This is a genomic window from Bacillus cereus group sp. BfR-BA-01331 (assembly GCF_022663915.1).
GTDB lineage: Bacteria > Bacillota > Bacilli > Bacillales > Bacillaceae_G > Bacillus_A > Bacillus_A mycoides.
The window spans coordinates 1-26399 of record NZ_JAKUGJ010000033.1 but is presented as its reverse complement, the minus strand read 5'-3'; the positions used below and the strand labels follow the sequence as shown (position 1 = coordinate 26399).

The following is a 26399-nucleotide window of genomic DNA, read 5'->3' as shown; positions in this document are numbered from 1 at the left end:
ATAAAGAACGCACGATTCCAAGTGATGTACGTGAATGGTTTATCGAGGCAATTGATAAGCTGCCACAAGAAAAACTTCGTGTTATTGAGCTACCAAAACAGTTTAATTTACTAGAGTTTATGCGTACATTTGAACGTTTAGTACGTGCTGGTGTAACAATAACAGCTCCAGATCAGGTGCTAACCGCAATGGAAATAAAATAATAGCAACGAGCTCTCTATTTTTGAAAAAATCGAAAGTGGAGGGCTATTCGTGTTTGTTTCATTAACATCCCTTTTCTACTACTCTATTTATAAATACCAAATCAGAAAAACTTCATGTAAAATGGAGTCTTTTTTTATACATTTCTATACAAATCATCTTCTACCTATAGAAGAATCTCCACATTACACATTGAATATTATTCACGTGTAGTAAAACATCCGATTTTATATCTACAAAAAATCAGAAAGATATTTATAAAAATAGTGGATATGAGGATAAATATGTTCAAATGTGAATAATATTTTCCCAATATCCTTGAGAATACTAGTGTCGTTGAATATATCTAATAAAAATCATCAATAATAATGTGAGTTATGTGTAAATACTGAGTAATGTTAACAAATAGCTACATTATCTGAACAAAATGTGGATAATTGGACGCTACATACTGCTCCATTTACCAAAATAAAGGAAATAAGACCTATTTACATGGTTGAATAAATATAAAGTGATTTGTATCATTTTCTTTTCGATTTCGTGTAGAAACATATAATTTTCTTTCTGCTTTTTTGTAGAATTGAAAGTCTAATAATCATTGAATCTACGAATACATTTTCTGCTATTTATGATTTTTTACGTTCTTACATCAAATTTCGCCTTGTGGGAGTAAGTCATTTCACTATTTTTGATAACCTATAAAAGTCTTATCTTTATTTCTTTTTAATATATAAGATATATATTTATAATAGATTTTATTATTACTAGTACAATTGTTAATAAGATGTCAGACCTAATTGAAAATATTTGTTAATTCAGTTATAATAATGCTAATTAAACATATCATTACCCACATACAAAAGGACAAACCTACGTATCCCTACCAGGACGAGGTTTGTCCTTTTTTCATTTTATAATCAATTAATAATAGGAGGACTAAACATGGTCGTACTAAAGAATACAACTAATATAGCAATGAATGAATATGACGAAATTAGATTTTTTAAAGGGGTTTTTTGGGGATTATTATTTGTATTCCCTTTTTGGAGTATTATGATAGCCTTATTCATTTGGCTTGGTAAATAATAATCAACATATCAAAAATGCAAAGGGTTGTTTGTCCGTTTGCGTTTTTGATATGCCAGCAACCGTGCGTAGCAGAGGGCGGTAGCAAGTCTTTAACCTACTTTCTGTTATAATATACCCAAAGAAATTAGGTGATTATAATGAACGAGGCAATTAGCTTAGAAGGAACATTAGAAGCTTTTTCTGCTTATTTAACAGAAAAAGGTCGAAAACACTCTACAGTCCAACGTTATTCATACGATATTAAGGATTTTTATAGATGGTTAGAAGTAAATGAGATACTTTCACATATCAAATCATGGCATGAACTATCTGGAGAAGATTATCAAGCATATTTTTCGGAGTTAGAAAACAAACGCAAGTATTCCCTTAAAACAATGCACCGAATATGGGTTGTCCTAAAGAAATTTCACATGTTCTTAGGGATAAATAGTCCAATAGATGACATCCAACTCTCTTTAATTCCAGATCAATCACTAAGTGATAATGATTTTATTACCGAAGCGGAAGAAAAGCTTTTAAAACAAACTCTACTTTCGACAAAGGGGTTAACAGAAAGACAAGCTAAATATCGACCTCTTATTATGGATAGAAACGCTTGTATAATAAATTTAGTAGTAAACTATGGTTTATCCTTGCAAGAGCTTGTATCGCTTAATATGAGCCATATACAGTTTGCTAGAAACACATTAATTGTTCCAGGGGAAAATGGTATGACTAGATCTATCTCTTTAAAGGGAGAGGATACAAAACAACTCTATAAATATTATAAAATGATACCGGAACCAGTAAGGCCTCGACAATATACAGATAATCCTTTGTTCATAGCATTTGATTTTAATCGGGGGACGTATCGATGGGTGTACGAAAATGATGCGCCAAAGGCTTTGTCTGAGGTTGCAATACAAAAGATGATAAGACTTGAAGTGAAACGAGCCGAGTTAAATAGGCGTATTTCTGCCCAGCAGATGAGGAATACATTTATTCTCCGTCTTATTAAGCTAGGGATATCAGAAGATGAATTGGTAAGCAGGATGGGGTTCAAAACTAAGATATCTTTAAAGAGATATTATCAATATTTGCAGTGATTTATAAATACACTAAAATAAAAGGCGTATTCTATTTATAGAACACGTCTTTTTATTAATTTGTTACCCTCTGTTTACTTCTTATTTTTTCTCATCTATCTTTTTAATCGTAAGTTCGTTCTTGCAGATTATATCTTGAAAATGTTCTTCTTTATTTTCTTCTATATACTTCATAAGTTCTTCGAATTGCACTATTAACACCTATTTTCCTTAACTTTTATTAATCCTTCTAATTCGGATACAGACAGTACATCAATGTTTAGAAAGTTTTTTAGGGCATTCCAAAACTCCCCACGATCATGTAATGATACCTGGAGAATACTTTCCCAAAAATCAATCCCAACCTCGTTATACTGAGGATTTTCTTTTAAGAGGCATGCTTCATGTATAGTAAACGAGAGCGGATTAGGTTTTACAGTTTGATTAAGTTCAAGCGAAGGAACCCAATCAATCGGAGCATGTAAGTGCATAAGATTCTCTAAACATTTCTTTAAAATGCTATTGTCTCCTATACAATGTATTTCACAGGTTATTGCATCCATTATGATTTTTTCACTTGGGTGTACTTCTCTAACATGAAAAGGTACTTGTTCTGCATATTGCTTATATATTCCCTGAAATGTTTCTATGGCCGTTTCTGTAGATGTCGCATTAAGAAAGCTTATTTTGTGATCTGTAATAATTTCTAATATGTATAGGCACATAATTAATCATCCCCTATATATTTTCTATATTAATAGATATAATGTGTCCCCTTACTGTTAAAATGAAGAAAGTACCTTATGTAGTATAGGTACTTTCTTTAAATATATCGTCTATTTAAGTATTAGGCTATTGAAAATGGCTCGTTTCCTAATTTCTTAAGTATTTTTGCAAAGAGATGGTTTGTCTCTTCAGATAGCAGTTCTTCCGTTTCTATTAATCTAGAAAGTCTGCTTGTAAACTCTGCAGCATACAAAAGTTTTGTACTAGCTTTTTCATCTTCTTTAAAAAGTGGTTCATCCTTCATGGATTGAATTAAGAGCTGAATAAGCATTTGTTTATGCTGTTCTTCCCTCTTTCCATGGTACATATCCATCCCTAACCAATGACGCACGATCCGTTCAGCGTTTCTTGCTTCTGTTATATCTGCTCTAGATACAACAAAGGTTAGCTTGTTCCATGTTAATTTTGCAGCTTCATTTGAATAATTTGAAGGAAAGAAGAAAAAGCTCTGTTGCGTAATTCTCTGCCGCTCTTTAATCCAAAGAAATAGGTCCTGCTTCCCTAAATGAATATCTATTTCTACAAAAAATACGGGGAATGGAGAAGTCGTTTTTTCCTCATTTATTTTACAATCGGGCTTGAACACCAATTCACCGAGTAATACGTGGTGTATAGGCTCCAATTCATCACGATATACTTGAATCCCATCCGTTTCATACCAGGCTTGTAGTACTGCTTCAATTTCTTCTTCAGATATAAGACTCGTATGCATTTCATCTTGCGTATAAAGTAGGTACTCTAAAAGCATTCTTCTACCTTCTACTGTAAGTCCTCCTGGTGCATAATCCCCTTTTTCTGTACGATCAAACATAATATAATCGTATTCAATATGATTGTGTATGGAGAACAGGTCCGAATCACGCTTGTTTTCGTTTCTAAGGAGCGTCTGCAGACTGCGTCTATTCATTACATTCCGATAGCGAATATCGTTTCTAATGGAACGTAAGAAGCTTTTCCATGATTGTAGGTAAGCATAATCTGTATACCCCTCACTTATTAACTGGGTTAGCATTTTATCCTCACCATTCATCATCAGGCAAGTCCAACATCCACTACGCGAATTTGCAGCTCCACAAGCATTTCCTTGTTGTTTTCCACCTGTTTTTACGCCGCACTCAAACATAGCCTGTCCGTACTGTATGCTCATTTCTTCTACATCTACGCCAAAAGGCAATAATCCTCTATCTAAAAGTAACATCCATACCTCATCACCGGTTAAGAATTTAACTGGATTAAAGCAAAGTATATTTTTCATGTCATTATGACGCGAAAATAGAGAATCGTTACTAATCTCGTGTTTTTGAATACTATGCCTTCTACGTGCACTTTCTTCATTGCGAACGGCGAGCATAAGCACACCATCATATTCATCAAAACATTCTACTGCATTAGTAGTTTGAGAATCTATTAAGATTTCTTTCATCTTTCGCTGCATGGGTTTGATCTTGAGGGAGTCGGTGCACCATCTCAATCTACTATTACCACTTGGCGGAAGAACCCCTCTTCCTATCACCTTATACCAATATGATTCTTTCATTGATGGTTGTACACTATGAACAATGAACGGTAGATTTTGTTCATCTGCATTCTCCTGGATCTTTTGTAATGTACGTGAGATATATGCAGTCATAGCTGGTGTTTCTACCCCAACCTCTGAAGTTAAGATATGAATCGGTTTTGTACGCTCCTCTATTGGCAGTTCTGCAATTGCATCCCATAGTAAAGTCAACATAGCAGAACTATCTTTTCCGCCACTGTAACCTACAAAACAACAATTACGTGATAAATAGACTTTCTTCATTTCTTCTTTAATTTGTGTATAAATGTCTGTCATTATATTGTTAGCTCCTCTTTTTTAGATAGAAAAAGAGAGTCCCTAGTGATAGGCACTCCCTCTTATGTATATCCTCTATTTTAATCAATTACGATTTCATGTATATTCAGCTTATTTAGCGTTTCTTTATAAAAACTCATTACTTTTTTAGCATGTTGTATGGCCATTAATCCATCTTCAACTGTAAGTGCTTCGAAATACGGATAACGAATATCTGTAGCATAACCATTCAGCTGCACGCACTGATCTAAAATCATTGAGAATTTCTCATCTAATTTGCGACACGATTTGTGCAGCATTAAAAGGTTATGAGTTTTAGGGACTGTTCTACCGTTTAGTGCAAGAAATCCTTTTAGAAGTTTCTCCACACATTGTTGACTATGATAGCAAATAATTGCGGTAGGGAAAGGCTTCATGTGAGTTAAGTACCTAGCAGAATCTAAGTCAGATATTGCAATGAAGAGCCATTCTTTTAGATCCTCAGTATTTCTCATATAGAACCATCCCCTCTAGTGCAATTTTATGCTCCATGGTTACATTGCGGTTAGCACGTTCTTGAAACTCTTCAGGTCCATACACTAAAATATCAACTGGTGTTTCCATTACATCGTAAATACCCCAATTGATACGATTAATGACTTCCCTTTTTCTTGCTCCTACACCTTCCACAACAATACAGAGATCAAAATCACTGTCTTCATTTGGTGTGCCATAGGCATGAGAGCCAAAAAGGATAATTTTTTGGACAGAAGACACGGTTTCACGAATTTTTTGTACTAATAGGTCCAGTTCCCTTTGAACTTCTTCGTTAATCCGAATCACCTCTTGGATAATTGAATTATATTGACGCTTGATTATATTATACATGCGTTCCTCTTCTCCCTGCTATTACATATTTATTTTTATATCGCTCTCTTGTTTCCCAACGTTCTGTAATGCTTGATAACATTCGTATACCTGCTTGAAGTCTTGTAAGAATCCATCATCAGAGATACTATGAAATCCTTTGAAGTTCTTTCTACACCAATATAAGAAGTCGGATTCATCCTTAGCTAAAAAAGAGTCCGGGTTTAAATGAATCAAAGCCTCTGCTAAACAAGCCAGAAGCAAGGGTATCATTTCGGAATCATGCTTTGATAAATCAAGTACAGATACAACCGCATAATTCTTATATTGATAGTATTGAAGAACACCACTACACATGTTTGTTGGTGTTAACGTATGTTGTAATTGAGTGTTGTCTAGTTGATACAGCCTCATATTGTCCCTCCTATACCACTACTCTCCAATTGGTGCGGCCTTCATAAAAGCTTTTTGAGCTTGGAAAATGATATAGTGATTCGATACAGTACCTTCATCAAAGAGCTCGTTTACGAATTGTGCAACAGTCATGGCAGCGAACTTATTTGTAATAACGCGCTGTGGTTCTGAAGCAGCTAATTCGGAACAACTTAATTGACTTGGAGCCGTTTCTTTCTTCATAAAAGCGTCTGGGAATAAGTCGCCAAGCGGAGAGAGAATAATTTCGCCATTCAGTTTAATCCCACATACTGCTTGACCGTTATAACCACTACTTTTATAATCGGCTATTTGTTGAGGTGTCCAGTGTCTTTTATCTACTTCTCTCCAATTATCAGGAACTGTTACAGCTGTATTCCCTACATCGATGTAAATAAGATTATCCGATTGATTGAAGAATTGATGAAAGACCTCACGAGAAAACATATTATCTACTGCTCCAATCACAATTGGCAGATACAAGTAGTCGTCTTTATGTTGTTTTTTTAATAAATCGTATTTATTACTAAACAACTGCTGCATTGTTTCTGTGTCTTCTATGTACTGTGACGTATAGGAAGAGATAGGAACGTTATAGCCAGCTTTATATCGACGAGCAAGTACCTCCGCTTTGTATTTACCAACATCAGGTCGAATAAAGAGTTGATTTCCAAGGTTCTTGGTTTCAATTATGTCTGGATCTGCAACTACAATTTCTCCATCTAATTGGAAAATACTCATCATTTGAGCAATATGTTGTAAAATTAAGCCTCCGTTTCCTCCAGCACCTACTAATACAATATGCGGTACAATCTTCTTTCCTTCTGCAACATCAATAACAATACTCATTTTTATATCCCCCTAATTTTCTTTTAATTGTGTATTCTCTAAATTTCGTAGAAATGGAATTGATAAATTTGTAATCCTATGCACGGTATACAAGCCAAATGAATGCATCAATAGTATCGATGCAGCATGAACGACTCCTTTCTCTTGCACAATGGATACAGCATATTGAAGTGAATTCACCTGCTCAATAAGTGTATGTACATATACTTGATGCGCGTTTAAATCAATATAGGTATCATTCCCTTGTCCTTCTAGTGCTTTATATATGTGATTCATCTCTAACTGGCACATAAATTGAAATAGCTCATAGTCATGATGTGTTTCCTCTACTACTCGTTCACTCTTTGTAAGAAGTAACATGAAATGTTTTATCTTTGTAAACATTGATACGTGAATTGTTTTTAATGTTGTCATAATAAAGAAGGAGACATGATTATATGTCTCCTTTACGCCCCCTTGTTTATTTATTTTAAAAGTGTAATCCCGCTTAAATCGTAATTTTGGCTTATCCCTTTCGTTGCATATTCTCCTGCAAATATAAAGTTAGGGTTAATAGAATGAAATTCCCCATCGATACAAGTGCGTACACGTAGTTCAGGGAAAACATCCTCTATTCTGCCGATTATTGCATAGAGAATAGGAGCCCGTTCACTTTGATCATCTAAATCACTTGGTTCAGCAGAGAAATGATGATGACTGTGTATCTCCATTACCTTCATAGCAATAGACTGCATCCCTATATTCGTTTCTGGGATTACAATTTCAGTCGCTACCTGCTGGCGTGGGAAGTCCATAAAATAACCACGCTCTTTATGGAAATAGATATCAGCATGCAATTCGCAATCACATTTACGAGAAATGGCCTGTGCAATAATAATAAAGTCCATTAATAGAGTCCTCGGAATAAAATCCCCAGGTAAAAAGTGATCACGCCAAGTACTTAGAAAAGAAAAAGGACAATCTGAAATGGATTGTCCCTCTACAGTACTTGCTCCTTTTGCGCCGACAGTTAAAATCGGAAGTAGTGCATTTGTATCCTCATCAAATTTAATGACAGTTAAGCCTTTAATAAATGAGGGATAAATTTGCTCTAATTTTACGCGAATGTCCTCTGCTTCTATTTTTCTTACATCTGTGGAATCTCCATTTTGAACAGCGATTCCATGTGTAATTTCTTCTTCTGTAAACCAATCTACTAACGGTTTATCACCAAATACTACGTGACGAACAACCGTTGTTGTATTGATTTTATCTAGACAATCTGTAGCTTTTGCAGCCTTAGGCTTCTTACTTGTCTTTGTCTTATCTTTGGCTTTTTCCTTCTTCTCTTCTTTTATAGCAGTGGCTTGCTCTGAAGCAGCTTTTTTCACTGGTACTGTTGTTTCCTCTACTTGTTTCTCCATATCAAAAAAATCGAATAAGTTAGTCATATTAAAAATCCTCCTAGTATGTTTGCTTTTATATAATCCTGCTATTTTTTAAAAAGTCATTTCTGATTCTATTAGAATGAAATCATCAAAACTTTGGTTTTCAAATCGTTTAAATAACTCTCCCACTGGTTCCGTATGAGTGTTTGTAAGGTCATGGTTGAATGAACTTGCAAAGAATAAAACATGAAATGTTTCTAAATCTTTTAAAGTCCGGAATTTAGGAATCATAACTCTACCCGTACATACAGATCCACTAGCATGAACATTAGAATAAGGAAATTGGTATAACTTCATTCCTTCTTCTAACTCCATGTCTTCTTTTACAGCAAAGACAGAGATATTCGTAACTCGTTTTTGATAAACCGTATAACGGAATAACAGACGCGGAAAGCCCACTTGTTGAAACGGTCGTTCAAAAAATTGAATATCCCACTGTGCCTTTGGTACTTCAATCCAAACAGCTTGCTTATCACCACTCTTAGATAACACCTCATGTTTTACACACCCTTTTGGGAGTACGCCACTAGAGTAATGAGTATTATCTTGTGTACCTTGCTCCATCACTTCTTTTAAAGCTAAATAAAAGTCCTTAAAAGTAACGGCAGTTTCACCACGCGATAATTCATTGTTAAATTGTTGAATGGTTACAATTCCTTTTGGCTCTAAAGCATCAAATATTGCTACTGTCTTCATGTGTTGGTTCCCCCTGCGTAAAGATTGTTTCCAATAAATCTAGTAACATCTCAAATTTATATGGTCCGTATAATGGTTCCTCCCCATAATAGAGATAAAGAGATTCTTCATCAATTGGGTAAGAATACTTTACTGGATAACAATCTAGTAATTTAGAAATTTTTTCTTTATGTTTTGGTGATATGCCTTCTATTGTTTCAGCTATAGCGTCCCATGTGTCCTCTGCTACTTTCTGTACTTCCTTTAACGGTATGTCGAATAGTGTAGAGAGCGTTTCATACTCTTCTTCCTCTTCAATAGGAAAAGCTTCTAAGCCCATTTCTTCGATCATGTCCGTACCCAAATTCACAAATTCTTCTTCATGGTCTAATTCATAAATATTCTCTTGTTCTAAGTACACGGGAGAATACTGTGTTACATTAATCGAAAGCGAATGCATTCTTTTAAAGTAATGTAAGTAATGAAATTGACACGGATAAAAGCAAGATAGATTGATGTGTAACAGGTTCATAGAAAGTAAGAAGATAACAATCGTATCTTTAGATTCTACGTCCTCCCAACTTAATGTTTGGTTTACATCTAAAAAGTCCACACAAGTTAGGATTTTACCAATTGCCTCATGAGATATTTTGTTGAAATCTATCTCTATATCTTTAGAAAGACTTTCTAATATATATATTTCCTCTTGGTATCTCTGTTTAATTTGTTCCAGATTTATGATGCTATAAGTTTTATTTAACTTAATCCATAGCAAATAGTACGGAACTGACATATGCGTTTCCAAACCAAATAATTTTCGCACTACAATATCACCTCTAAAGGGTTCTTTATTTATACATTCCTCTTACTAACCATTTGAATTTCTTCAAAGATACAAAGTATCATTTCAATTCGTTTGATTGCTGGAAAGTATGTATCATCGTCATAGAAAAGGAAAAGTTTCTCCTCATCAGCTTGATAAAGCATACGAATATCAAAACGACTTTGGATAGAATGAAAAAAACTTTGATCCGTTATCTTGATATTGGAAAATATCTCACCAATGGAACTCCATGAATTCTTGACAATGTCTTTTAATTCATCCATGGAAATATGAAATAGATTCGAATATTTAATAAGGTCATTCTTATCGTCGTTATTTACCTCTTCGTGACGTAATTTCATATCCTGAATTAAATCATCACCCCAGCTTTTAAATGAATCCTCACAATCGTATTCTTCGAAATTATCTCGTTCTAAATACGTTGGGAAATACGCAGATACGGGAATTCCTAGTCTATACATACGCATAAAGATTTCCATAATATACAGTTGCGATGTATAGAAGCAGGAAAGATCAGTATCTAAAGAATTTTCCGCAATCATAATTATTTCAAGGAGAGTTTTCGAATCAATTAAATCAATTGAGAAATTTGAGTCTTCCTCTACATAAGAAACGGCAGCCAGTACATGATGAATGGAGCGTTCTGAAATTTTGCTGAAGTCTATTTTTTCATAGTCATCTAAGCAATCTAATATATAAATTTCTTCATGATGTTTCTTATCTGCAAGTAATTCAGGCAGTAAGTGATCATTCTTTTGTATTTTTAACGAAAGTAGATACTTTCTTACTTTCTGCTGATTGTATGTAAATAATAATTTCATACCTAGTTCCCCTTCGTCTTTTCTCGGATCATTGCCGCAAGACGGATTATAATTTCATAATAAGAAAGTACCCATTCATCAAATGAGTACTGTTCATAACCATCCTCTAGAAATTCAATCAAAATATGACTGGGATACGCTTCACTTTGATAGGTGTTAAACGAAAATTCATGTAACACGAATTGAAAATCGGATTGTGTTATATGTTTCGATCCTATACATAGATAGTAACCAGCTGTGTCGAAGTAACATCCTTCCGCAGCCATAGAACTAATATCCGAAGCGAAATTCGAATACATGTCTTCTGAGCTAAATAACGTCCCATCTAACAGGTCTTCTTCAGTTCCGAAGGCAAAGTGACAAAATATACGTGTTTGCTCGTTAAAACGCGCAAGCGACTCGAATAATAGTTCACTTGTTAAATGCAACCTGTCCCTGTGAAAATCATTGATATTGATTAAGAATGGGATGTTATATTTGCGAATTAATTTTTGTATGCGTAGCATCCGAATGTATACTTTCATCTCATTTCCCTGATTAAATAAATATCTCATCTTCTAGCCCCTGCTTTTCTACATCTTCTAGTTGTTCAGTGAAAAGATGTAAATGTAGCATTTCCTTTAATACACAATCTGGGCCACTTATCCGAAATGAATTACCACTATAAAACGTGACATAATGTCGTAGCTGCTCAAATTGCTTTTCAAATTCATCTATATGTTCTAATGATATGTTTTCTAAATCAGGCATTTCGTTCGCAATAAATCCATTTATAAGCGATTCAAAGGATTGACGAAGTTCTTGATTATTAGGAAGGACTTCTTTTGACTGTAATAAGTCAAAGAAGTCACTGTGATTCATACTCATTTGGATGCCCCCTTACACACGAACCGGTAGGATTAATTGCAGATTAGAGCTAGTTTTGTCATCTGCCCCCACTATCACAATAGGTCTCTGGTTACTAATTATTTTTATCGTGATTGCTTCAGACGGTATCGTCTGTAATGCTTGCAGCAGATATTCCACATTACAAGCAAATGTAAATGTCTCTTCTTGATTGCATGAAATTTCCACACTCGCAGTTCCTACTTGTGAGTTTTTCGGCTCAATCCTCAAAGATTTTTGTCCTTCTGAAGTAAACATAACTAATGTCGAGAATGCCGACAGCTGTTCTAATGTATTTTGTAACTCGCTACGTTCTACGGTTACATAGATATCGGAGTAATCGGGTATCATCCTTGACGTATCAGGATATATTCCGGCTAATAATCGAGATTGATAGATAATGCTCTCCCCTCTTATAAGAAGTTGCGTATCACTAATCAATTTCATTTCTAATTTAGATTCTCTATTAAATAGTTTTAACGCCGTTTTTAGGGATTTACTTGGTAAAATGACTTCACCATCTTTAGCGGCGGGAATATGCGTACGTTCAAAACGTAACCTCGCTAAACGATACGAATCAGTAGCAGTACATGAAAGCTCACCTTCCATGGATTTTAAATTTAAACCCGTTAAAATCTTTCGTGTATCTGATACTGCAATAGCATGTAAAGTTCTACTAGCGATTTTTGCAAATTGTTCTTGTGACATCGTTAGCCAGTCTTCTCCTGCCTCAATTTTGATTTCAGGATATTCTTCGTGATCCATGGTACAAAAGCTAAATTGCTTTTTCGCATTTTCTACAATTTTTAGCTCATTGTTTTTATGTTCTAAACCAATGAATTCACTTTTGAATTTCTTAATCGTTTTAAGAACTGGAGCAGCTGCAAATAGCACTTTCCCTGGTTCAGTACAATCCCCACTGTTTACATTAAAGCGAGTTACTAATGTCACTGTTTCTGTACCGTCTGAACCCATTAGAATCATTCCCTGTTGGTTACAATCTAATAAAACTCCTTGTAATGCGGGCATTGGGTTTTTAACGTCTACAGTAGCACTAGCTTTCTCTAATTTTTCGATAAATAATGTACGGTTAATAGTAAATTTCATAATAAATCCCCCCAAAAAAGTAATAAAAAAAGAACAGACCTCATATCCTGTTCATTCGTTTTCCTGCTATAAAACAAAGCTTTACGCGCTTTGTTGTTTTTTTAACTGTTCTATCAGTTGATGAATTGCCTCTGTATTCTTATGAAGTAACCACTCTCTAAAGGTCGTAATATCGCCAGGTATAAGAGCTGATAACCAGCGGTTAAGCTGTTTCTCATTTCCAGGGCGAATATTCTTCGCTTCGTGAATCAACTGTAAACTAGTTATAATGTCCTCTAATCCACCAGTCGTTGTATCCTCGAATGTTTTTGCTTGTGCATTATGATTATAATTATAAGCACGCAGAACATCCTTAGATGTGATTCCTAATGGTTTGGCTAGCTTTTGCATTTCTTGAATTAAAAATTCTAGGTTTGCTTGGCTGTTTGATTGTTCCTTCTGTGAACTTCCTTGTTTATTCTTTAGTTGTAGCATAGTAGGCGGTGTGAAATAATATCCTTTCTTTTGATAAGAAACATAGATACTATTTGGACCATTACTACGTGTAGTAAGTTCTACTTTACAAGGTTTTATATTGTAGATATATCTTCCTACGCCCCAAAGTACAGCAGCTCTTTTTAAACTATTCGAAAAGCCGCCTTTTACAGAACTGTAGTCAGACTCTTCACTTCCATCCTCTTTTGATATCCAGCGTTCATTCAAAAATACTGAGATGGTACACTTCGTTGCGTTCTCACCCCATTTTTCATAAGACACTTGCCATTTATCGATACCGAAGACTTCATCAAATCGGTCCTGAATGGCGCGAGCGTCAACAAATGGAGCTACATACGCGAAAAAACGCCCTTGGTTTTCGAATGCATGTGTAATTTTCCATCCTAATTGTTCGAATGGAAATTCGGCTTGTAAACTTTCCATTATATTCGTCATAATAATCCTCCTGTATTAATTGTTATTTCGAATCTGGGTGTATCCACTCTTTCTTTCGAAATTCATCAATCATTTCACATATAATTCCTCTGTTTTCATGAAGCAGCCACTCTTCATAGGAAGTAATATTTTTTCCTGATAGAATGGATAAGCGCTGATTCAACTCTTCTTTACTTGCATGACTGATATTCCTTGCTGCATAAATGAGACTTAAGCTTACTTTCAAATCCCTTAAATCAGAAACAGTAATATTCTTAAATGTCGTAGCTTTCGTATTGAAGTTTTGATTGTGCGCTTGCAGCATTGATAAAGAACTGATCCATAAAGGATTAGCTAGTACTTTAATTTCTTCAATAATGTCATGTAAATGAGCATCATTTTGTAATTTCCCTTGTGATTTTTCCATGACTAAATTCATGATGTTTCCCCCTAATTAATAAAATAATTGCCTAAAGTGCTGGCTATACAATAACTCCAAACTTGAAGACAACACAAAAAGGGCTTCTTCAAGTCGATTAATAATGTGCATAGCAAAATAAGCTATATATACACTAATCGGCTCAAAGAAGCCCTTTCAAAAATGAAACAAGACGCAACTTGCTTCTACAACTCAACCACAACACAAAAAGGTGTGGGAATAAACGGAATCAAATAAACAAATAAATATATCTGTATATTATACTATCTTTATTTTGAATGCAAGTAAAAAAGAGTGAAACGACCGTAACACTCTTTCATCCATAGCATATTATTTGCTCCAAAATTCATTATAATACCAAGCTCGATAAGAAATATGTTCTGATACATCCATTATTTTCATACGTCTTCTATGATTTTTAGGATGAACAGGTATACTATATATCTTCGCATCGTCTGGTTTCGTCATATCTTCTACTTCAATGTTTACAACTTTTAGATGGTACGGCATACGGCCATTGCTAAAAATATCCCCTACACAAATTGTCCAAAGACTTGTTTCTATTTCATTTACACTATTCATTATATATTCTCCTCTAAAAATTAATAAAAAAGACATTGAACAAATACGTCCAATGTCTTTTTCCCTCTTATATACTTGTTAACTCAAAGTATAATTTTTCTGGTTTTCCATACATGTTAATTTCATTTTGATATACGACAGCTAATTGCTGAGACATCTCAATGCTTTCCATATAGGATAATGAAGCAGCTGCTTCTATTTTTTCTTTAATTTCATTAGGAATAACTGCGTAAGATAAGCTATCCATTTTACTTCCTAATTTAGTATCTGTAGCAGCCTCATAATAAATTTCGGTAATTAAGACCTCATTATCATCTGGATCATACATATATCCTCGGTTAACTGTAATCATATTAAAGTACTCCTCTCAAGTTTCACATTCTAATCCCTTGTGCTTTTAGCATTGCAACAAATACCTTAATTCTATATAAATTCCCTGGTTCTTATTTTTCGCATTCTATTCCTTATCTACTTTACTATTAGACATTACTCTCTTTCTTTACAGTCAAATTCAAAAATCTTTAACAATAATAAGAGACGATAAATACCTGGTAAGTGTTTTTCTCCATAATAGATATATAATTCCTTCAATTCTTCTTTATAAGCAAATTGTACACCTAAATGGGCAGGAAGTTTCTCTAGTATCCTTGTGTTCTCCAACTCTATGTTTTGAATAATCTCAATAACAGTATGTGGGGATTCTTTTAAAATAGCTTTTAATGTCTCATATGGAATATGAAACAGTTCGCTACATTCTATTGCTCTTCTTTTATTATACTCTACTTGTTCTAGTTCTTCGTCTGTAGGAGGTATAGTTGAAGGTCTTCTATATTCAGATTTTACTACCTCTTTTTTTGATTCCATTTTTTTAATAAGAAAATGGCCCCATTCTTGGATACGATCCTCTATTTCACACGGATTTCCATATTGATATTCAAAACTTTTTCTTTGAAATTCGAAATCACAGTCATCATTACAATCATGATAATCCAGCTCCATAATGAAGTCCCTATAACCATAATAGTCGATGTCGAATTCTTTCATTTATTCACCAATAATACCCACAGTATCTTTAAAAATAGTAAGTTCACGACTTCTAATTGGTTCAGTGATCTCTTTCTTTTGAAAGATTGATATAATTTCCCCTATTGATAATACTGGTTTATCTAATGTAATTGCATGTTCATATTTCATTATAAATATCCCCTTTTCCAAATAAAAAAAGCACAAACTATGTGCTATTTATTCACATTATTTTTTAGTTGTAATACCTAAATACTAGAACCTCTCACCCTTGTTTATTTTAGTATCTCTACTACGGTACAAGGGATGTTAGCGAATTTTCTCTCACTACATATGTCTTGTAGTGTTCTTAACGCTTCATATCCGTCATGCATGACTTTAAGTGGTTCTGAAGTGCTTAACTTATGAGCGTTTAGATACTCTACACAATCGCAATCATGATATGTTTCTGTTAAATAAAAACCTATCGCTTCATAATTATTATGAGCACAAATGACTCTCATATTCTTTTTCTTATGCCATACTTTGTAAAATTCCATATGATCTCTCCTCTAAATTAAACAAAAAAAGCACAATAGATTTGCTGTTTTCATTTAGCATATTATTAGCCCCGAAGGTCTATTTACAAGTAATTCCTAACTTAAAGACAACACAAAAAGGGCTTCTTCAAGTCGATTAAAATGTGCATAGCAAAATAAGCTATATATACACTAATCGGCTCAAAGAAGCCCTTTCATAAATGAAACAAGACGCAACTTGCTTCTACAACTCAACCACAACACATAAGGTGTGGGAATAAACGGAATCAATTAAACAATAAATATACGTTTATATTAAACTATTTTTATATTATATTCAATTGTTTTTAATTGACTGAAGATAAGAAGGAACTTTATACGCAGCTGTAATATGTATTGTTTAATAAAGCCCCTGTTTCCCCTGCTAAAGCTCCTCTTATTTTCAGTTCTTGGTGTTACTTCATGTACTGCAGTTCAAAATAGAGTTTGTCTGGTTTTTGATTCTGCTCTAAATAACAAAGTATTTCTTTTAGAGCTCCCTTTTCTACTTCTATATTTTCCATGTAAGACATACTTTCGTTTTCTTGGACCTTTTGAAAAATAGCAGTAGGTAGTTTAACCATATCAAACACACCCATTTTGCTTCCTAGCTTTTGTTCTGATGTAGCATCGTAGAAAATTTCATTAACAATTACCTCATTATCATCTGGATCGTACATAAACCCTCTTTGTATACGTAGCAATGTATTACTCCTTTCTAATATATTCTCTTCCTAAAAATAACTATATTTATATATAACGTTATTGATGAAAGAGCTATCAAACAATATTATTTCGTAAAATCCGTACTTTGTATAGGGGTAGATACATGATAATTAATTTTTACACGTTATTTTTGAATATTTCGTACTTTTTTTAGAACACAAACAAGCCACCCTTTAAAAGAAAGCAATAGCTTGCAAGGGTGGCTTAGTTTGTGGTGAATAGCTTCGTATTTAATTGTTTGATTTCCCCTTCTGCAAGAGGCTGGTAAAAAGCATGTTGTAATCCTTGTGAATATAAGGTTTCTCCTATACAAAGCAATACTTTACCATGGATTAAATCAAGTAGTAGTTCATTATTAATTTGCTTTGCCTGTTTTTCAGTAGAAACATAAATAACTAAGATTGTAGGATTATTCCCTAAGTCCTGCATAATAACATCTTTCCCTGACTCTACAAAAGTCTTCCATCTAGCAATAATCCGTTTTAATCGATCCTTTGTATCTGATAATAAGGTGGAGTATACAACAAAATTAAACTTACGATCTTCTCCACCGCTTACTACAAAACTTAAAGGAGGGGTAGAAACCCCTTTACTTATAGATGGATGCATAATATGCCCCATAAAGGACGGAGCATAACGCAGGTGACAGAGTAAGTCTATATCATGCCAATAACGTAGGTGAACGTATTTGCCGTGATTATCAAGGCGCTCCGGAGCAAAGTAAAATATATTTCCTTGCCAGTACTTTAAGAGCTTAAACCCATTATCGGATAACGTATATGCCTCCTCAAGAATTTCCATATCAAAAATCTCTACTTGCCATTTTTCAATGAGACGATAGTAAAGTAGTACTTGAAGTGCATCATTAATTCTCTTACGCGAAAACTTATCCTTGAATAGATATAATAAATGATTAAAACGAACAGATGTATGAATACCAATAAAAGTTAGTATTACCTGCTGTTCTTCTGTTAAACGCTGCTTAAACGTAACTAATTCGTCATAGGAATGGAATACATAGGTTTTATCCAGACTATGTATTCGATATACCTGAAGTCCCTGTGCATCCTCACTTGTTAAATGTGGAATTGAAGGGAAATATGAAGACATTTGATTCTCTATTGTACGCATAGTCATTCATTAAAATTGGTAAATTGGCGAATTAGATTTTTTACTTTGGCCTTGCGGATAATTCAGGATACGTACAGTTCCTTTTCTATTTTTCGCATCAATGTTAAGCAGCTCGCATGTAACAATGGTTTGGTTAGTTGCATCGTGTTCAGTTGGATTGGCAAGATTGCGGCTTTTTAATCCTTTGAATTGAATACCGGGTGCAACTTCTACAAAGATACCAGCAATCGCATCAACACCTACAATTTTACCTACGAAACGGTCACGTCGTTTTTTTAGCTCTAGTAGTTTTTCAATTGGATCTGTTTCTAATTTCTTTTTATTTCCTCTAAATTCATATCGACCGTTCTTTTCTACTACTTTATCGATAATAAGCTCTACAACATCACCAATAATAATATCCTCCGGACGTACAAAGGAATACGACCAATGTGAGTACCTTACTCCTATAGTTACACCACGGACTTCAACTAGAACAGTTTGTGCAGTTGGAATATGCCCTGAAACTGTTCCTGTGTATACTTTATTCCCTTCTTGTGAGGTTACTTCATCATATAATCTTTTTTGTAATGAGAGCTCCCCAGCTGTGATTGATACAACGGCAAAGTTCCCTTCTTCTGTCTTTTGGAAGTGCTCAATGATAACAGGTTTTGTTCTACCAACTAGCCATTGAGGATTCTTAGGAATAGTTATCCCTGCCTCTGTAATTGGACAATATGCAGTTGTGTGGGTACCAATTTGCATCGTAAGTACGGGTATGCGTTCTGATTTACCATTTTTAGTTGGGAACAACTTTTCAGAGACGACTGTAATTAAACCTTTACCTATAATACGTTCACGTTTCATACGAGCTAACTCTTCTAATTCATGCTCACGTACTCGTTCAAATTGGTTGAAGTTTGTTTCTACTGGTGTGTCTCCTACTGTGAGTTCTTGTTCAAAAGCCATTCCTAGTTCTTCTGCAACGTGTGTTGTTTCTTTCTCTACTGTCATCCTATTTTTCCTCCTAGAACGTAAAAAAGGACACACCTGTACCGTTGGAATGGTACGTAAGGTGTGTCCTTCACGTAAGTTATTTTTCATTTATATAATTATTAATTTTAATATAATGGTATTTGGAGATTTATGCAAGTGTTATTTGGTACAACTTCAAATATTTTCTGGCATATTCAACTACAGTTCCCCATTTGATTATTTCTACCTATGTTGTTCCACAATCGCGCCCGATTGTGGAAAATCATTTATGTTTTCTTATTGAAGATAAGACCCTCGTTAGCAACAACTTAGACTCACAATGACTCGTCAACAAATTGAATCACTTGCTGATGAACCCGTTCCCAATTGAGGTCATCATTTCTTATAACTGACTTCGAAATCAAGAGTTGCTCTATGATTTTTAACTCTATTTCGGTTCGAACTCTTAAAAACTCAACAAGCCCGTCAAACCCTGTCAACCCGTGACTCCGTCCATACCCCTGCTGAGTGTAATACTGAGTTACGCCATCTCGCCATTCTGATGAGCGTTCCTCGAATGCTCTCTTTAAAATAGAGCGAACATCACCAGGATGAAAATAGAGAAGTGATGGATTCAACGGCTTAATAATGTCGCCTAACTTCAGTACATAATCTGTAATCACATCTTGCGAAGCATCATATCGACCAAGCATAGCTGAAAGGGGGTTTTGAATGAAACAGCACTCAAAGACTGTTACCGTCTCCTCTTGTTGTTGAGCCTTTACAAACTCACTCCACCTATTCAAATGCACTTCACAATGCCGCTCTAATGGCAGTGTTCCATCATAAATATCATATTGCATCACATCAGACAATAGTTCATCAGGGAACGCCTTACTTAATTCCTGTTGACGCTTTCCATATTCAATAAAATTATAATTCCCTTTGCTCTGAGTAATCGACCGAATCAATCCGATAGACTCTGAATGCTTCTCTAATAGCTTGTTAAACTCTTTATGTGTAAAGCATGCTACTTTATCGTAATCTGCTGGATTATCTAAATCTCCCTCAAGAAATAGACGTGTCTCTATTCCAGATTCTGTTAAATGGTCATAAATCAATTTAGATGTAGTGCTCTTGCCAGAACCCCACATACCTTCAACGATTATCAACTTAGTTCTTGTCATATTAATCACCCACCACAATTTAAAATAAATGGTGGTCAGTCTAATTTAACCACCATTTTAATTCTTGTTACCTTGTGTAAACTTCATTTCGTTCATCTCCCTTCACTCTTTGTAAAAATCATATATCCATTGTGAAATATTAACAATATTATTCAGCAAAACTCCCTATAAAAAAATGGTAGGTTCTTATTCTACTTGAATACTTTAAATCCCTGCCCTGTTAGATAATAAAAAAGAGTTGTCGATTCAAACATTGATCTTCAACTCTTGCGCCCTTTAGTTGAGGAGAGGGTGGTTATACGGACTAACTACTTAGCCGTCGTCCCATGAACTCTTTTTATTGTTTCATCCTTTTCATTTTCATTCAAATATTCGAAAAAACCTAAGCGATTCCCCCATGGGTCTGTAAAGCTACCCCATTTTACGGGAACCTCTTCTCTTGAATATATTTCAAAAGGCTCAATATTTAATTCCTTTATCATTCTATCCCTTTCAGCCTCTATATCCATCACACCCATGCGTATAGGACCGCTACCTTCTGTTGGCGTTCCCTTGGCTACCTGTAACCAACTCCCGGGTACGAGTTCAAACTCAACAAATCCTTCATGAGGTACAAAATCAGGCTCTTTATTCAGTAGTGACTTGTACCATTCCTTTCCCTTTTCAAAGTCTGAAACACGAACTTGCACAGTCGTTTCAATAATCACCATAACCCCTCCATTTTTTAAACATCAACCTTAATCTACTTCAACACAGTTGTATACATTCCTTCTTTGCTGATATTCAACAAAATGGCCCTTTAGTGGAGTAACTTTATTGCTACTCAACATTTTCTTAATCCGCCTTTCAGTTCAGATCTTCTTTTCACTTTTCACTATAAAAACACCCCTTTAGATAAACAGATCTAAAGGGGCAAAACATCGCGCCTTTTTTATAAACACCGTGACTTGATTTAAAAGAGACAATAAATTAACCATAAACTGTGCATATAAAAAATAAAGCATAAACTGTCCGGACAGTTTATGCTTTAACTTACAAAATCTCTCATTAATTTCAAAGAATCGTTCTAATTGAAAGGAAATATTAATCAAATATATCGTTTAAATCCTTGCTCATCACGTTAGATGTATTCTTCTTAGGTTGTTCATTTCTATATGGCAGTGGCTGCGTATCACTATACTTATTTTTCTGTTGAGTTTTTAGAAGTTCTTGACGTTCTTTATAGGTCATAGGGCTATACTCTCGTTGCTCTTCATTATTTTTAGGATTCCCTAGCCTATTTTTTTCTAAGTTTTTATAGACAGTAGTACTAATTGATTCATAAACTTTTGCTACATCTGCATCAAGTTTATTTTCTTCAGTAAGGGCTGCTGTTTCTATTACTGGTGTTGGATCTTCCTCTATATTTATTTCTGATTCCTTCTCTATTTCAATTGTAGTTACTTCTTCTTGTGACTCTTCTTGGAATGGTTCGGTTCTAACTGAAAGCTCCGGCTCAATTGAAGCATCTGAGTTCCAATCTTGTTCCAATATAGAAATGGATAAACCCTTGTTAAGCTCTGATACATCCATATGTATTTCATGATAATCTTCTATATCGGCAGAATTCATTTTAATTACTTCCTCAATTGTTTCTTCTGTTACTGTATCTTGTATTGCAGGTGTCACAAATTCCAACTTTTGTTCTGTCTCTATATCCTGCAAGACTCCATTACGTTGTAAAGCATCTAGTAAGCGTGCTGCACATGTATAACCTATATTAAATTTATCTTGCAGTGCAGATATGGAGGCAGTCCTGGATTCCTTCACAAAAGCTACCACATCATCATACAGGACATCTTTAAAGAAGCTTGTCTCCACTTGCGCGGCTTCCTTGTCTTCGCTTGGCATGGCTGATTCTTGCTGAATACTCTCACCGGTATTTGTTTCGAATAAAACGGGAGAGTTTATATCAGACTTCTCAATCGGTAATGGAACACGACTATCTTTTGAAATTAGAACTTTACGAGGTTCTTTTCCTGTATAGGAACTTACAACTAGATTTTGTTCTAACTTTTCAATTAATCGTGCTGTCTTCATATAGCCAATCCTAAATTTTCTTTGCAGAAGGGATGGCGAGACTTGCTGTGCTTCAATTACGAAGTTTTTAATCTCTTCATATAGAGCAGCTTCATTTTCAGCTTCCTCTTCCTCATTGTGGTTTGTCTGTTGTTCACTAGCAATGGATTTATTTGATACAGCTATATCTTCGACTAATTTTGTTTCATGTTCAGATTTATGATCCTTATAATCATTTAATGATACAATATGTTGTTGCTCACTGTCTGTTTCTAGGGAATTGTTCTGCTCCATCGTATCATTCTGTATAGGTGGTAGTGGTTCTATTTTCTCCATATTCTTTGCATCTACGTGCTTCATTGGATTTGCTTTATTAATAGAATCCTTGATTAGAAGGAGACGCTCATTTTCCCAATATTGCCCTAGTCTTTCGTCTACTTGAATAATCGCTCTAGCAAACTCTTCTTTAGGTACAAAGTTACTTGTGATTTGTTGTACAGGCTGCACATGATTATCTTGTACGATACGAGCAGCGCAAATAAATGCACCTTGTGCCATAATATCCCCTGGCGACATAACCACTTCTTTTGTTTTTTGATAGGTTGATCCTAAACGACTAACGGGATTCTCTTGCATAGGAGAAATACCTTGTTCGGATTGAGATTCTTTAAATTCCTCTTTTTCGCCAAACATGTCAGAGAAAATCTTTGCATCATATGGTGTTACATCCCCAAATATCATTTTGTTACGGAATGAACCCAGCAAGGTAAACATGTACTGCTCTGTGAAATCTAGAGCTAATTGAGATAGAGTTTGACTTGCAATTGTCAGGATTACTTTATATTTACGAGATTGTGCAGGGAATTCTTTAAATGGGCGTACAACGTAATCTGGGAATTCATCGACAATTATATGGTGGTATGGTGAAACGTTTGGTTCTCTGCGGAATACAGCATTCTGCATACTAAGTAAGATAAATTTTCCCAATACGTTAGAAAGGTCGGCTAATTCCCCTTTTGCCGTATTCACTAGTAAAATACCACCTTGTTCTAGGTAGGGTAAGTACCCAGCGCCTTATCATATTTCTATGATAGGTTTCCAAGTACTCCCCCCCGAACCGTACGTACTCGTCTCCAAGTATACGGCTCTCCATTTATCAATCCAACTTACCTGAGTGTAAATCTATGTGACATTGATGGCAGAGTGCCATGGTTTTTCTTTTTCTAGCGATCATCATTTTCTCCCACATTTTCTTACCTTTTAGGTCTTTTAACTTTCTTATGTGGTGTATTTCGATAGCTAGGTTCTTTTTGCCACACACTTCACATTCTTCGGCTAATAATCGTTCAATGAGACTTGTTCGTCCAGACATTTTTAAGGTGTTTGGGAAAATATCGACTTCTGTTTTGGTATCTATACTTATGTGTCTCCGAAATCCTTGGTCATAAAGATATCTTATCTTTTCACCGTTTTTAGTTTTGTATCGTATACCAAATTTCCCATTGGTTCTATATTTGTTGAGAATTTGTTTAACACTTTTTTTGTACTTGCTAGCGAACGTTTTATACATACTATATTCCATTATGTATTTGTATTTATTTATAACACTTACGTTGTTCGCCAACTTGTAGTATTCATATAGACCACGAATTTCTGCGTTGTAGATACTTAAAATCTCTAAGTCGTCATTATCTTTTAGATAGGTTCTGTGTTTAGGTTTCCAAGTACCTGTATTTTTATCAATTGCTAGTGCCTCTTTTTGAAATAGGTTCTTTATCCATTTGTTTTTGGGTACGTATAGTTTGGGTGTGAAAGAGAATACCCTTTTTGTCCTTCTATGGGTTGTTTTTGCTATTGCTTCTTCTCTTGAGATTGTAATATCGTAACCGAGAAATTGTACTAATTTTTCACTATGGGTTATGAGAGTCTTTTCCTGTGACAACTCGAGTTCAAGGGTTTCTTTAAGAAAAATCGTAAGATTTTCTTTGGCTTGAATAGCGTCTTCTTTACTACCTATTATTCCTATGAGGAAATCATCTGCGTACCTGGTATATACAATTCTTTTGTAGTTTTCGTCCATAGGTTCTTTTGAATGTATAGAGAGCTGTTCTTTGTGTAGTTTGTTCCACTGTAGTTTAACTTCTCTTTTTTCGTCCTCTGACATTTGTCCCCATTGTTCCTCATGTTTTTTTCGTAGTCGGTATTTCTTATCTGAAAGGTACGCATAATCACGATTTGTCTTTCTTCTTGCCCCATTATCAAATTGTTGTTTATAGATCTTCATAAATTTGTCTAGTTCATTCAAATAAATATTTGATAGTATGGGACTGATTATGCCTCCTTGAGGGGTGCCAGAGAATGTGTTGTTATATGTCCATTCTTCAAGATAACCTGCTCTGAGAAACTTCCAAATTAACCTTATAAATTTTTCATCATCAATCCTTCTTTTAAGGATATTTATAAGTGAGTGGTGATTTATGTTATCGAAGAAACCTTATATGTCCCCCTCAACAAACCATCGTACCCCTCTATATGTCTTTTGAATTTGAATTAACGCAGTATGACAGCTCTTTTTAGGTCTAAACCCATGTGAATCATCGGAGAACGTAGATTCATATATACTCTCAAGGATACTTCGTATTATTTCTTGTATGATTTTATCATCCATAGAAGGGATGCCTAGTGGTCTTTTACCACCATTAGCTTTGATCCTATAAATCCGTCTAGCTGGATAAGGTTTGTAAGTCTCGTGTTTAATTTTGTCTATAAGAGTGTTAATTCTTTCAATACTCATTCCATCGATATTCTTTCCATCCGTACCTTTGGTCATGTTGCCTTCTTTGGCGTATATCTTAGAATATGCCATATAATAAAATTCTGGGTTATACAGGTTTCTGTATAGTCTCTTGAACTTGTAATCTGTATTACTAGCCATGGTACGTAGGCTGTTTAATACCTCATTTGGATTTCTCAAAGAGCCTCACGCTCCTTCCTAATTTGTATTAAACTGATAAACTGTTTCCCTTCGCCCTGTAATAGGCTTTCCCTATCTCTGACTACTACGGAAACTCCGTTACCTTATTGGATATTCATAAGCCACATACCTTGTTTTACACTTGGTATCATCCTTAATAGCCAGTTTGTATTGGCGTTCCAACTTAGGTAATCCCCATTTAGTACATTTAGAGATGAGCTTGGTATAGTGTCGGATGCGACTTTCGTCCTTTTCCACCTACAGTGGATAGTTAGTAATGGATCTCTGGGACTTGAGGATGGAGACCTCGTCCTTCTATACCATTTAGCGTACACCTGGTTAAATGGTCATTACTACATAACGTTACTAGTTACCTTTCGTCATAGGGTTCGATATCCCCCTTTGGACTATCGTTTAAGCAGTTTAGCTTTCATCCTTGTCTATACGTTTCATCTGGCCATTCAGTCGTAATTTGGTAACTAATTAACTTATGGCTTTACCAACATGCTACACTCCCCGTTCAGTTTCCTTCACGGATAAGTTGGTTGATGATAGGCTTTTGTGAGACCTGAGCCTACAACTTTGCTAGAGTTGAATCTCTAAATGCCCGTATGGGCGCACGTGGACATCGAAATCAAAATCGGATTTCCCAAATAAAACACGTCGTATGAGTACGTTTGAAGCAAGGTCTTTTAAGATGTTACGTAATCCTTTTACATATTCTTCTTCTCTATCATAATGCATGGGGTGTCCGCGGTATTTTCCTTTTTTATAAACCGCTGGTTCACCTTGAGAATCTGTTTTTTCTCGAATGGTATTATCAAACCACTCATCTATCCCTTTTATAATTTTATATTCGTTGTTCTGGTCCCGCGAAGCAGCTCCACCTTGAACAAAATCATATAACTTTTCCACCTGTACTTTTAACAGTTTATGCATACGATGGACACGTTCTACATCATCGTAGGGTAAGCGCCCAACGCCTTTTCACATTACTGT

26 protein-coding genes and 5 pseudogenes are annotated in these 26399 nt (G+C 35.0%); 3 read left to right on the top strand and 28 right to left on the bottom strand.

The window, feature by feature from the left end; translation table 11 throughout:
• From MR155_RS28120 to MR155_RS28110, 3 genes and pseudogenes are all read left to right on the top strand, one after another.
• Positions 1 to 203: pseudogene (locus MR155_RS28120) on the top strand (hypothetical protein); the annotation flags it as partial.
• Positions 204 to 1143: 940 nt separating this feature from the next.
• On the top strand, positions 1144 to 1287 hold the full coding sequence (locus MR155_RS28115) for a hypothetical protein (RefSeq protein ID WP_219375116.1): 144 nt from the start codon (positions 1144 to 1146) through the stop codon (positions 1285 to 1287).
• A gap of 140 nt (positions 1288 to 1427) precedes the next feature.
• The gene (locus MR155_RS28110) at positions 1428 to 2375 is read left to right on the top strand and encodes a tyrosine-type recombinase/integrase (RefSeq protein ID WP_242311703.1); all 948 of its coding nucleotides are present in this window, start codon (positions 1428 to 1430) and stop codon (positions 2373 to 2375) included.
• A 194-nt stretch (positions 2376 to 2569) separates the two neighbouring features.
• On the opposite strand, the gene MR155_RS28105 is transcribed toward MR155_RS28110, so the two are convergent.
• The 28 genes and pseudogenes from MR155_RS28105 to MR155_RS27970 form a co-directional block, all read right to left on the bottom strand.
• Positions 2570 to 3079 (bottom strand): hypothetical protein, encoded by a 510-nt coding sequence (locus MR155_RS28105; RefSeq protein ID WP_242311700.1) that lies wholly within the window; start codon positions 3077 to 3079, stop codon positions 2570 to 2572.
• A 122-nt stretch (positions 3080 to 3201) separates the two neighbouring features.
• Positions 3202 to 4974, bottom strand: a complete 1773-nt coding sequence (locus tag MR155_RS28100) for a phosphoadenosine phosphosulfate reductase domain-containing protein (protein WP_219375113.1) — start codon at positions 4972 to 4974, stop codon at positions 3202 to 3204.
• Between the two features lie 80 nt (positions 4975 to 5054).
• A complete protein-coding gene (locus tag MR155_RS28095) occupies positions 5055 to 5468 on the bottom strand; it encodes a HEPN domain-containing protein (protein WP_002139774.1) in 414 nt (137 codons plus the stop codon).
• Positions 5455 to 5841: a nucleotidyltransferase domain-containing protein gene (locus MR155_RS28090; protein WP_002139773.1), complete on the bottom strand. Its 387-nt coding sequence runs from the start codon at positions 5839 to 5841 to the stop codon at positions 5455 to 5457. Before MR155_RS28090 ends, MR155_RS28095 begins: the two co-directional genes overlap by 14 nt.
• Before the next feature lie 21 nt (positions 5842 to 5862).
• Positions 5863 to 6234: a hypothetical protein gene (locus MR155_RS28085; protein WP_002139772.1), complete on the bottom strand. Its 372-nt coding sequence runs from the start codon at positions 6232 to 6234 to the stop codon at positions 5863 to 5865.
• Positions 6235 to 6252: 18 nt separating this feature from the next.
• The gene (locus tag MR155_RS28080; RefSeq protein ID WP_242311698.1) at positions 6253 to 7101 is read right to left on the bottom strand and encodes a ThiF family adenylyltransferase; all 849 of its coding nucleotides are present in this window, start codon (positions 7099 to 7101) and stop codon (positions 6253 to 6255) included.
• A gap of 12 nt (positions 7102 to 7113) precedes the next feature.
• Positions 7114 to 7515, bottom strand: a complete 402-nt coding sequence (locus tag MR155_RS28075) for a hypothetical protein (RefSeq protein ID WP_242311697.1) — start codon at positions 7513 to 7515, stop codon at positions 7114 to 7116.
• Between the two features lie 50 nt (positions 7516 to 7565).
• Positions 7566 to 8531 (bottom strand): Mov34/MPN/PAD-1 family protein, encoded by a 966-nt coding sequence (locus tag MR155_RS28070; RefSeq protein ID WP_242311695.1) that lies wholly within the window; start codon positions 8529 to 8531, stop codon positions 7566 to 7568.
• Between the two features lie 48 nt (positions 8532 to 8579).
• Positions 8580 to 9224 (bottom strand): hypothetical protein, encoded by a 645-nt coding sequence (locus MR155_RS28065; protein WP_147740146.1) that lies wholly within the window; start codon positions 9222 to 9224, stop codon positions 8580 to 8582.
• Positions 9202 to 10026, bottom strand: coding sequence for a hypothetical protein (locus tag MR155_RS28060; RefSeq protein ID WP_242311693.1), 825 nt, complete (start codon positions 10024 to 10026; stop codon positions 9202 to 9204). Before MR155_RS28060 ends, MR155_RS28065 begins: the two co-directional genes overlap by 23 nt.
• A 29-nt stretch (positions 10027 to 10055) precedes the next feature.
• Positions 10056 to 10868 (bottom strand): hypothetical protein, encoded by an 813-nt coding sequence (locus MR155_RS28055; RefSeq protein ID WP_242311691.1) that lies wholly within the window; start codon positions 10866 to 10868, stop codon positions 10056 to 10058.
• 2 nt (positions 10869 to 10870) lie between these two features.
• Positions 10871 to 11422 carry a hypothetical protein gene (locus MR155_RS28050; protein ID WP_242311689.1) on the bottom strand — a complete coding sequence of 184 codons (552 nt, stop codon included), beginning with the start codon at positions 11420 to 11422 and terminating at the stop codon, positions 10871 to 10873.
• Complete coding sequence (locus tag MR155_RS28045; RefSeq protein WP_002139760.1) at positions 11406 to 11735, bottom strand: hypothetical protein; 330 nt, start codon at positions 11733 to 11735, stop codon at positions 11406 to 11408. Before MR155_RS28045 ends, MR155_RS28050 begins: the two co-directional genes overlap by 17 nt.
• A gap of 12 nt (positions 11736 to 11747) precedes the next feature.
• Positions 11748 to 12860, bottom strand: a complete 1113-nt coding sequence (gene dnaN, locus MR155_RS28040) for a DNA polymerase III subunit beta (RefSeq protein WP_242311687.1) — start codon at positions 12858 to 12860, stop codon at positions 11748 to 11750.
• 81 nt (positions 12861 to 12941) lie between these two features.
• Positions 12942 to 13790 (bottom strand): Rad52/Rad22 family DNA repair protein, encoded by an 849-nt coding sequence (locus MR155_RS28035; RefSeq protein ID WP_002139757.1) that lies wholly within the window; start codon positions 13788 to 13790, stop codon positions 12942 to 12944.
• Positions 13791 to 13812: 22 nt separating this feature from the next.
• Positions 13813 to 14208: a hypothetical protein gene (locus MR155_RS28030; RefSeq protein WP_016102712.1), complete on the bottom strand. Its 396-nt coding sequence runs from the start codon at positions 14206 to 14208 to the stop codon at positions 13813 to 13815.
• Positions 14209 to 14538: 330 nt separating this feature from the next.
• Positions 14539 to 14790, bottom strand: a complete 252-nt coding sequence (locus MR155_RS28025) for a hypothetical protein (RefSeq protein WP_002140097.1) — start codon at positions 14788 to 14790, stop codon at positions 14539 to 14541.
• A gap of 67 nt (positions 14791 to 14857) precedes the next feature.
• Positions 14858 to 15142, bottom strand: coding sequence for a hypothetical protein (locus MR155_RS28020; protein ID WP_016102711.1), 285 nt, complete (start codon positions 15140 to 15142; stop codon positions 14858 to 14860).
• Between the two features lie 134 nt (positions 15143 to 15276).
• Positions 15277 to 15984, bottom strand: a pseudogene (locus MR155_RS28015) (hypothetical protein).
• 104 nt (positions 15985 to 16088) lie between these two features.
• The gene (locus tag MR155_RS28010; protein ID WP_002166836.1) at positions 16089 to 16352 is read right to left on the bottom strand and encodes a hypothetical protein; all 264 of its coding nucleotides are present in this window, start codon (positions 16350 to 16352) and stop codon (positions 16089 to 16091) included.
• Positions 16353 to 16786: 434 nt separating this feature from the next.
• On the bottom strand, positions 16787 to 17074 hold the full coding sequence (locus MR155_RS28005; RefSeq protein WP_002166835.1) for a hypothetical protein: 288 nt from the start codon (positions 17072 to 17074) through the stop codon (positions 16787 to 16789).
• A 226-nt stretch (positions 17075 to 17300) separates the two neighbouring features.
• Positions 17301 to 18233, bottom strand: a complete 933-nt coding sequence (locus MR155_RS28000; protein ID WP_242311685.1) for a hypothetical protein — start codon at positions 18231 to 18233, stop codon at positions 17301 to 17303.
• A gap of 3 nt (positions 18234 to 18236) precedes the next feature.
• Entirely contained in the window at positions 18237 to 19220 is a 984-nt protein-coding gene (locus MR155_RS27995; RefSeq protein ID WP_002139750.1) for a hypothetical protein, read from the bottom strand.
• 296 nt (positions 19221 to 19516) lie between these two features.
• Positions 19517 to 20368, bottom strand: coding sequence for a P-loop NTPase family protein (locus MR155_RS27990; protein ID WP_199715743.1), 852 nt, complete (start codon positions 20366 to 20368; stop codon positions 19517 to 19519).
• A gap of 308 nt (positions 20369 to 20676) precedes the next feature.
• Positions 20677 to 21075, bottom strand: a complete 399-nt coding sequence (locus MR155_RS27985; protein ID WP_199715741.1) for a VOC family protein — start codon at positions 21073 to 21075, stop codon at positions 20677 to 20679.
• A 376-nt stretch (positions 21076 to 21451) separates the two neighbouring features.
• A pseudogene (locus MR155_RS27980) lies at positions 21452 to 23482 on the bottom strand (DNA translocase FtsK); the annotation flags it as partial.
• Positions 23483 to 23582: 100 nt separating this feature from the next.
• Positions 23583 to 25400 (bottom strand): annotated as a pseudogene (locus tag MR155_RS27975) (reverse transcriptase domain-containing protein).
• Between the two features lie 600 nt (positions 25401 to 26000).
• Positions 26001 to 26366: pseudogene (locus tag MR155_RS27970) on the bottom strand (DNA translocase FtsK); the annotation flags it as partial.
• Positions 26367 to 26399: the final 33 nt, after the last annotated feature.

Coding starts and splice junctions, on each gene's coding strand:
- MR155_RS28050 (WP_242311689.1), bottom strand. CDS start 11,422: ATGAGATATTTATTTAATCAGGGAAATGAGATGAAAGTATACATTCGG.
- MR155_RS28010 (WP_002166836.1), bottom strand. CDS start 16,352: ATGGAATTTTACAAAGTATGGCATAAGAAAAAGAATATGAGAGTCATT.
- MR155_RS28065 (WP_147740146.1), bottom strand. CDS start 9,224: ATGAAGACAGTAGCAATATTTGATGCTTTAGAGCCAAAAGGAATTGTA.
- MR155_RS28115 (WP_219375116.1), top strand. CDS start 1,144: ATGGTCGTACTAAAGAATACAACTAATATAGCAATGAATGAATATGAC.
- MR155_RS28110 (WP_242311703.1), top strand. CDS start 1,428: ATGAACGAGGCAATTAGCTTAGAAGGAACATTAGAAGCTTTTTCTGCT.
- MR155_RS28025 (WP_002140097.1), bottom strand. CDS start 14,790: ATGAATAGTGTAAATGAAATAGAAACAAGTCTTTGGACAATTTGTGTA.
- MR155_RS28090 (WP_002139773.1), bottom strand. CDS start 5,841: ATGTATAATATAATCAAGCGTCAATATAATTCAATTATCCAAGAGGTG.
- MR155_RS28055 (WP_242311691.1), bottom strand. CDS start 10,868: ATGAAATTATTATTTACATACAATCAGCAGAAAGTAAGAAAGTATCTA.
- MR155_RS28085 (WP_002139772.1), bottom strand. CDS start 6,234: ATGAGGCTGTATCAACTAGACAACACTCAATTACAACATACGTTAACA.
- MR155_RS28045 (WP_002139760.1), bottom strand. CDS start 11,735: ATGAGTATGAATCACAGTGACTTCTTTGACTTATTACAGTCAAAAGAA.
- MR155_RS28000 (WP_242311685.1), bottom strand. CDS start 18,233: ATGACTATGCGTACAATAGAGAATCAAATGTCTTCATATTTCCCTTCA.
- MR155_RS28095 (WP_002139774.1), bottom strand. CDS start 5,468: ATGAGAAATACTGAGGATCTAAAAGAATGGCTCTTCATTGCAATATCT.
- MR155_RS28080 (WP_242311698.1), bottom strand. CDS start 7,101: ATGAGTATTGTTATTGATGTTGCAGAAGGAAAGAAGATTGTACCGCAT.
- MR155_RS28070 (WP_242311695.1), bottom strand. CDS start 8,531: ATGACTAACTTATTCGATTTTTTTGATATGGAGAAACAAGTAGAGGAA.
- MR155_RS28035 (WP_002139757.1), bottom strand. CDS start 13,790: ATGACGAATATAATGGAAAGTTTACAAGCCGAATTTCCATTCGAACAA.
- MR155_RS27990 (WP_199715743.1), bottom strand. CDS start 20,368: ATGACAAGAACTAAGTTGATAATCGTTGAAGGTATGTGGGGTTCTGGC.
- MR155_RS28030 (WP_016102712.1), bottom strand. CDS start 14,208: ATGAATTTAGTCATGGAAAAATCACAAGGGAAATTACAAAATGATGCT.
- MR155_RS28075 (WP_242311697.1), bottom strand. CDS start 7,515: ATGACAACATTAAAAACAATTCACGTATCAATGTTTACAAAGATAAAA.
- dnaN (WP_242311687.1), bottom strand. CDS start 12,860: ATGAAATTTACTATTAACCGTACATTATTTATCGAAAAATTAGAGAAA.
- MR155_RS28105 (WP_242311700.1), bottom strand. CDS start 3,079: ATGTGCCTATACATATTAGAAATTATTACAGATCACAAAATAAGCTTT.
- MR155_RS27995 (WP_002139750.1), bottom strand. CDS start 19,220: ATGACAGTAGAGAAAGAAACAACACACGTTGCAGAAGAACTAGGAATG.
- MR155_RS28100 (WP_219375113.1), bottom strand. CDS start 4,974: ATGACAGACATTTATACACAAATTAAAGAAGAAATGAAGAAAGTCTAT.
- MR155_RS28020 (WP_016102711.1), bottom strand. CDS start 15,142: ATGATTACAGTTAACCGAGGATATATGTATGATCCAGATGATAATGAG.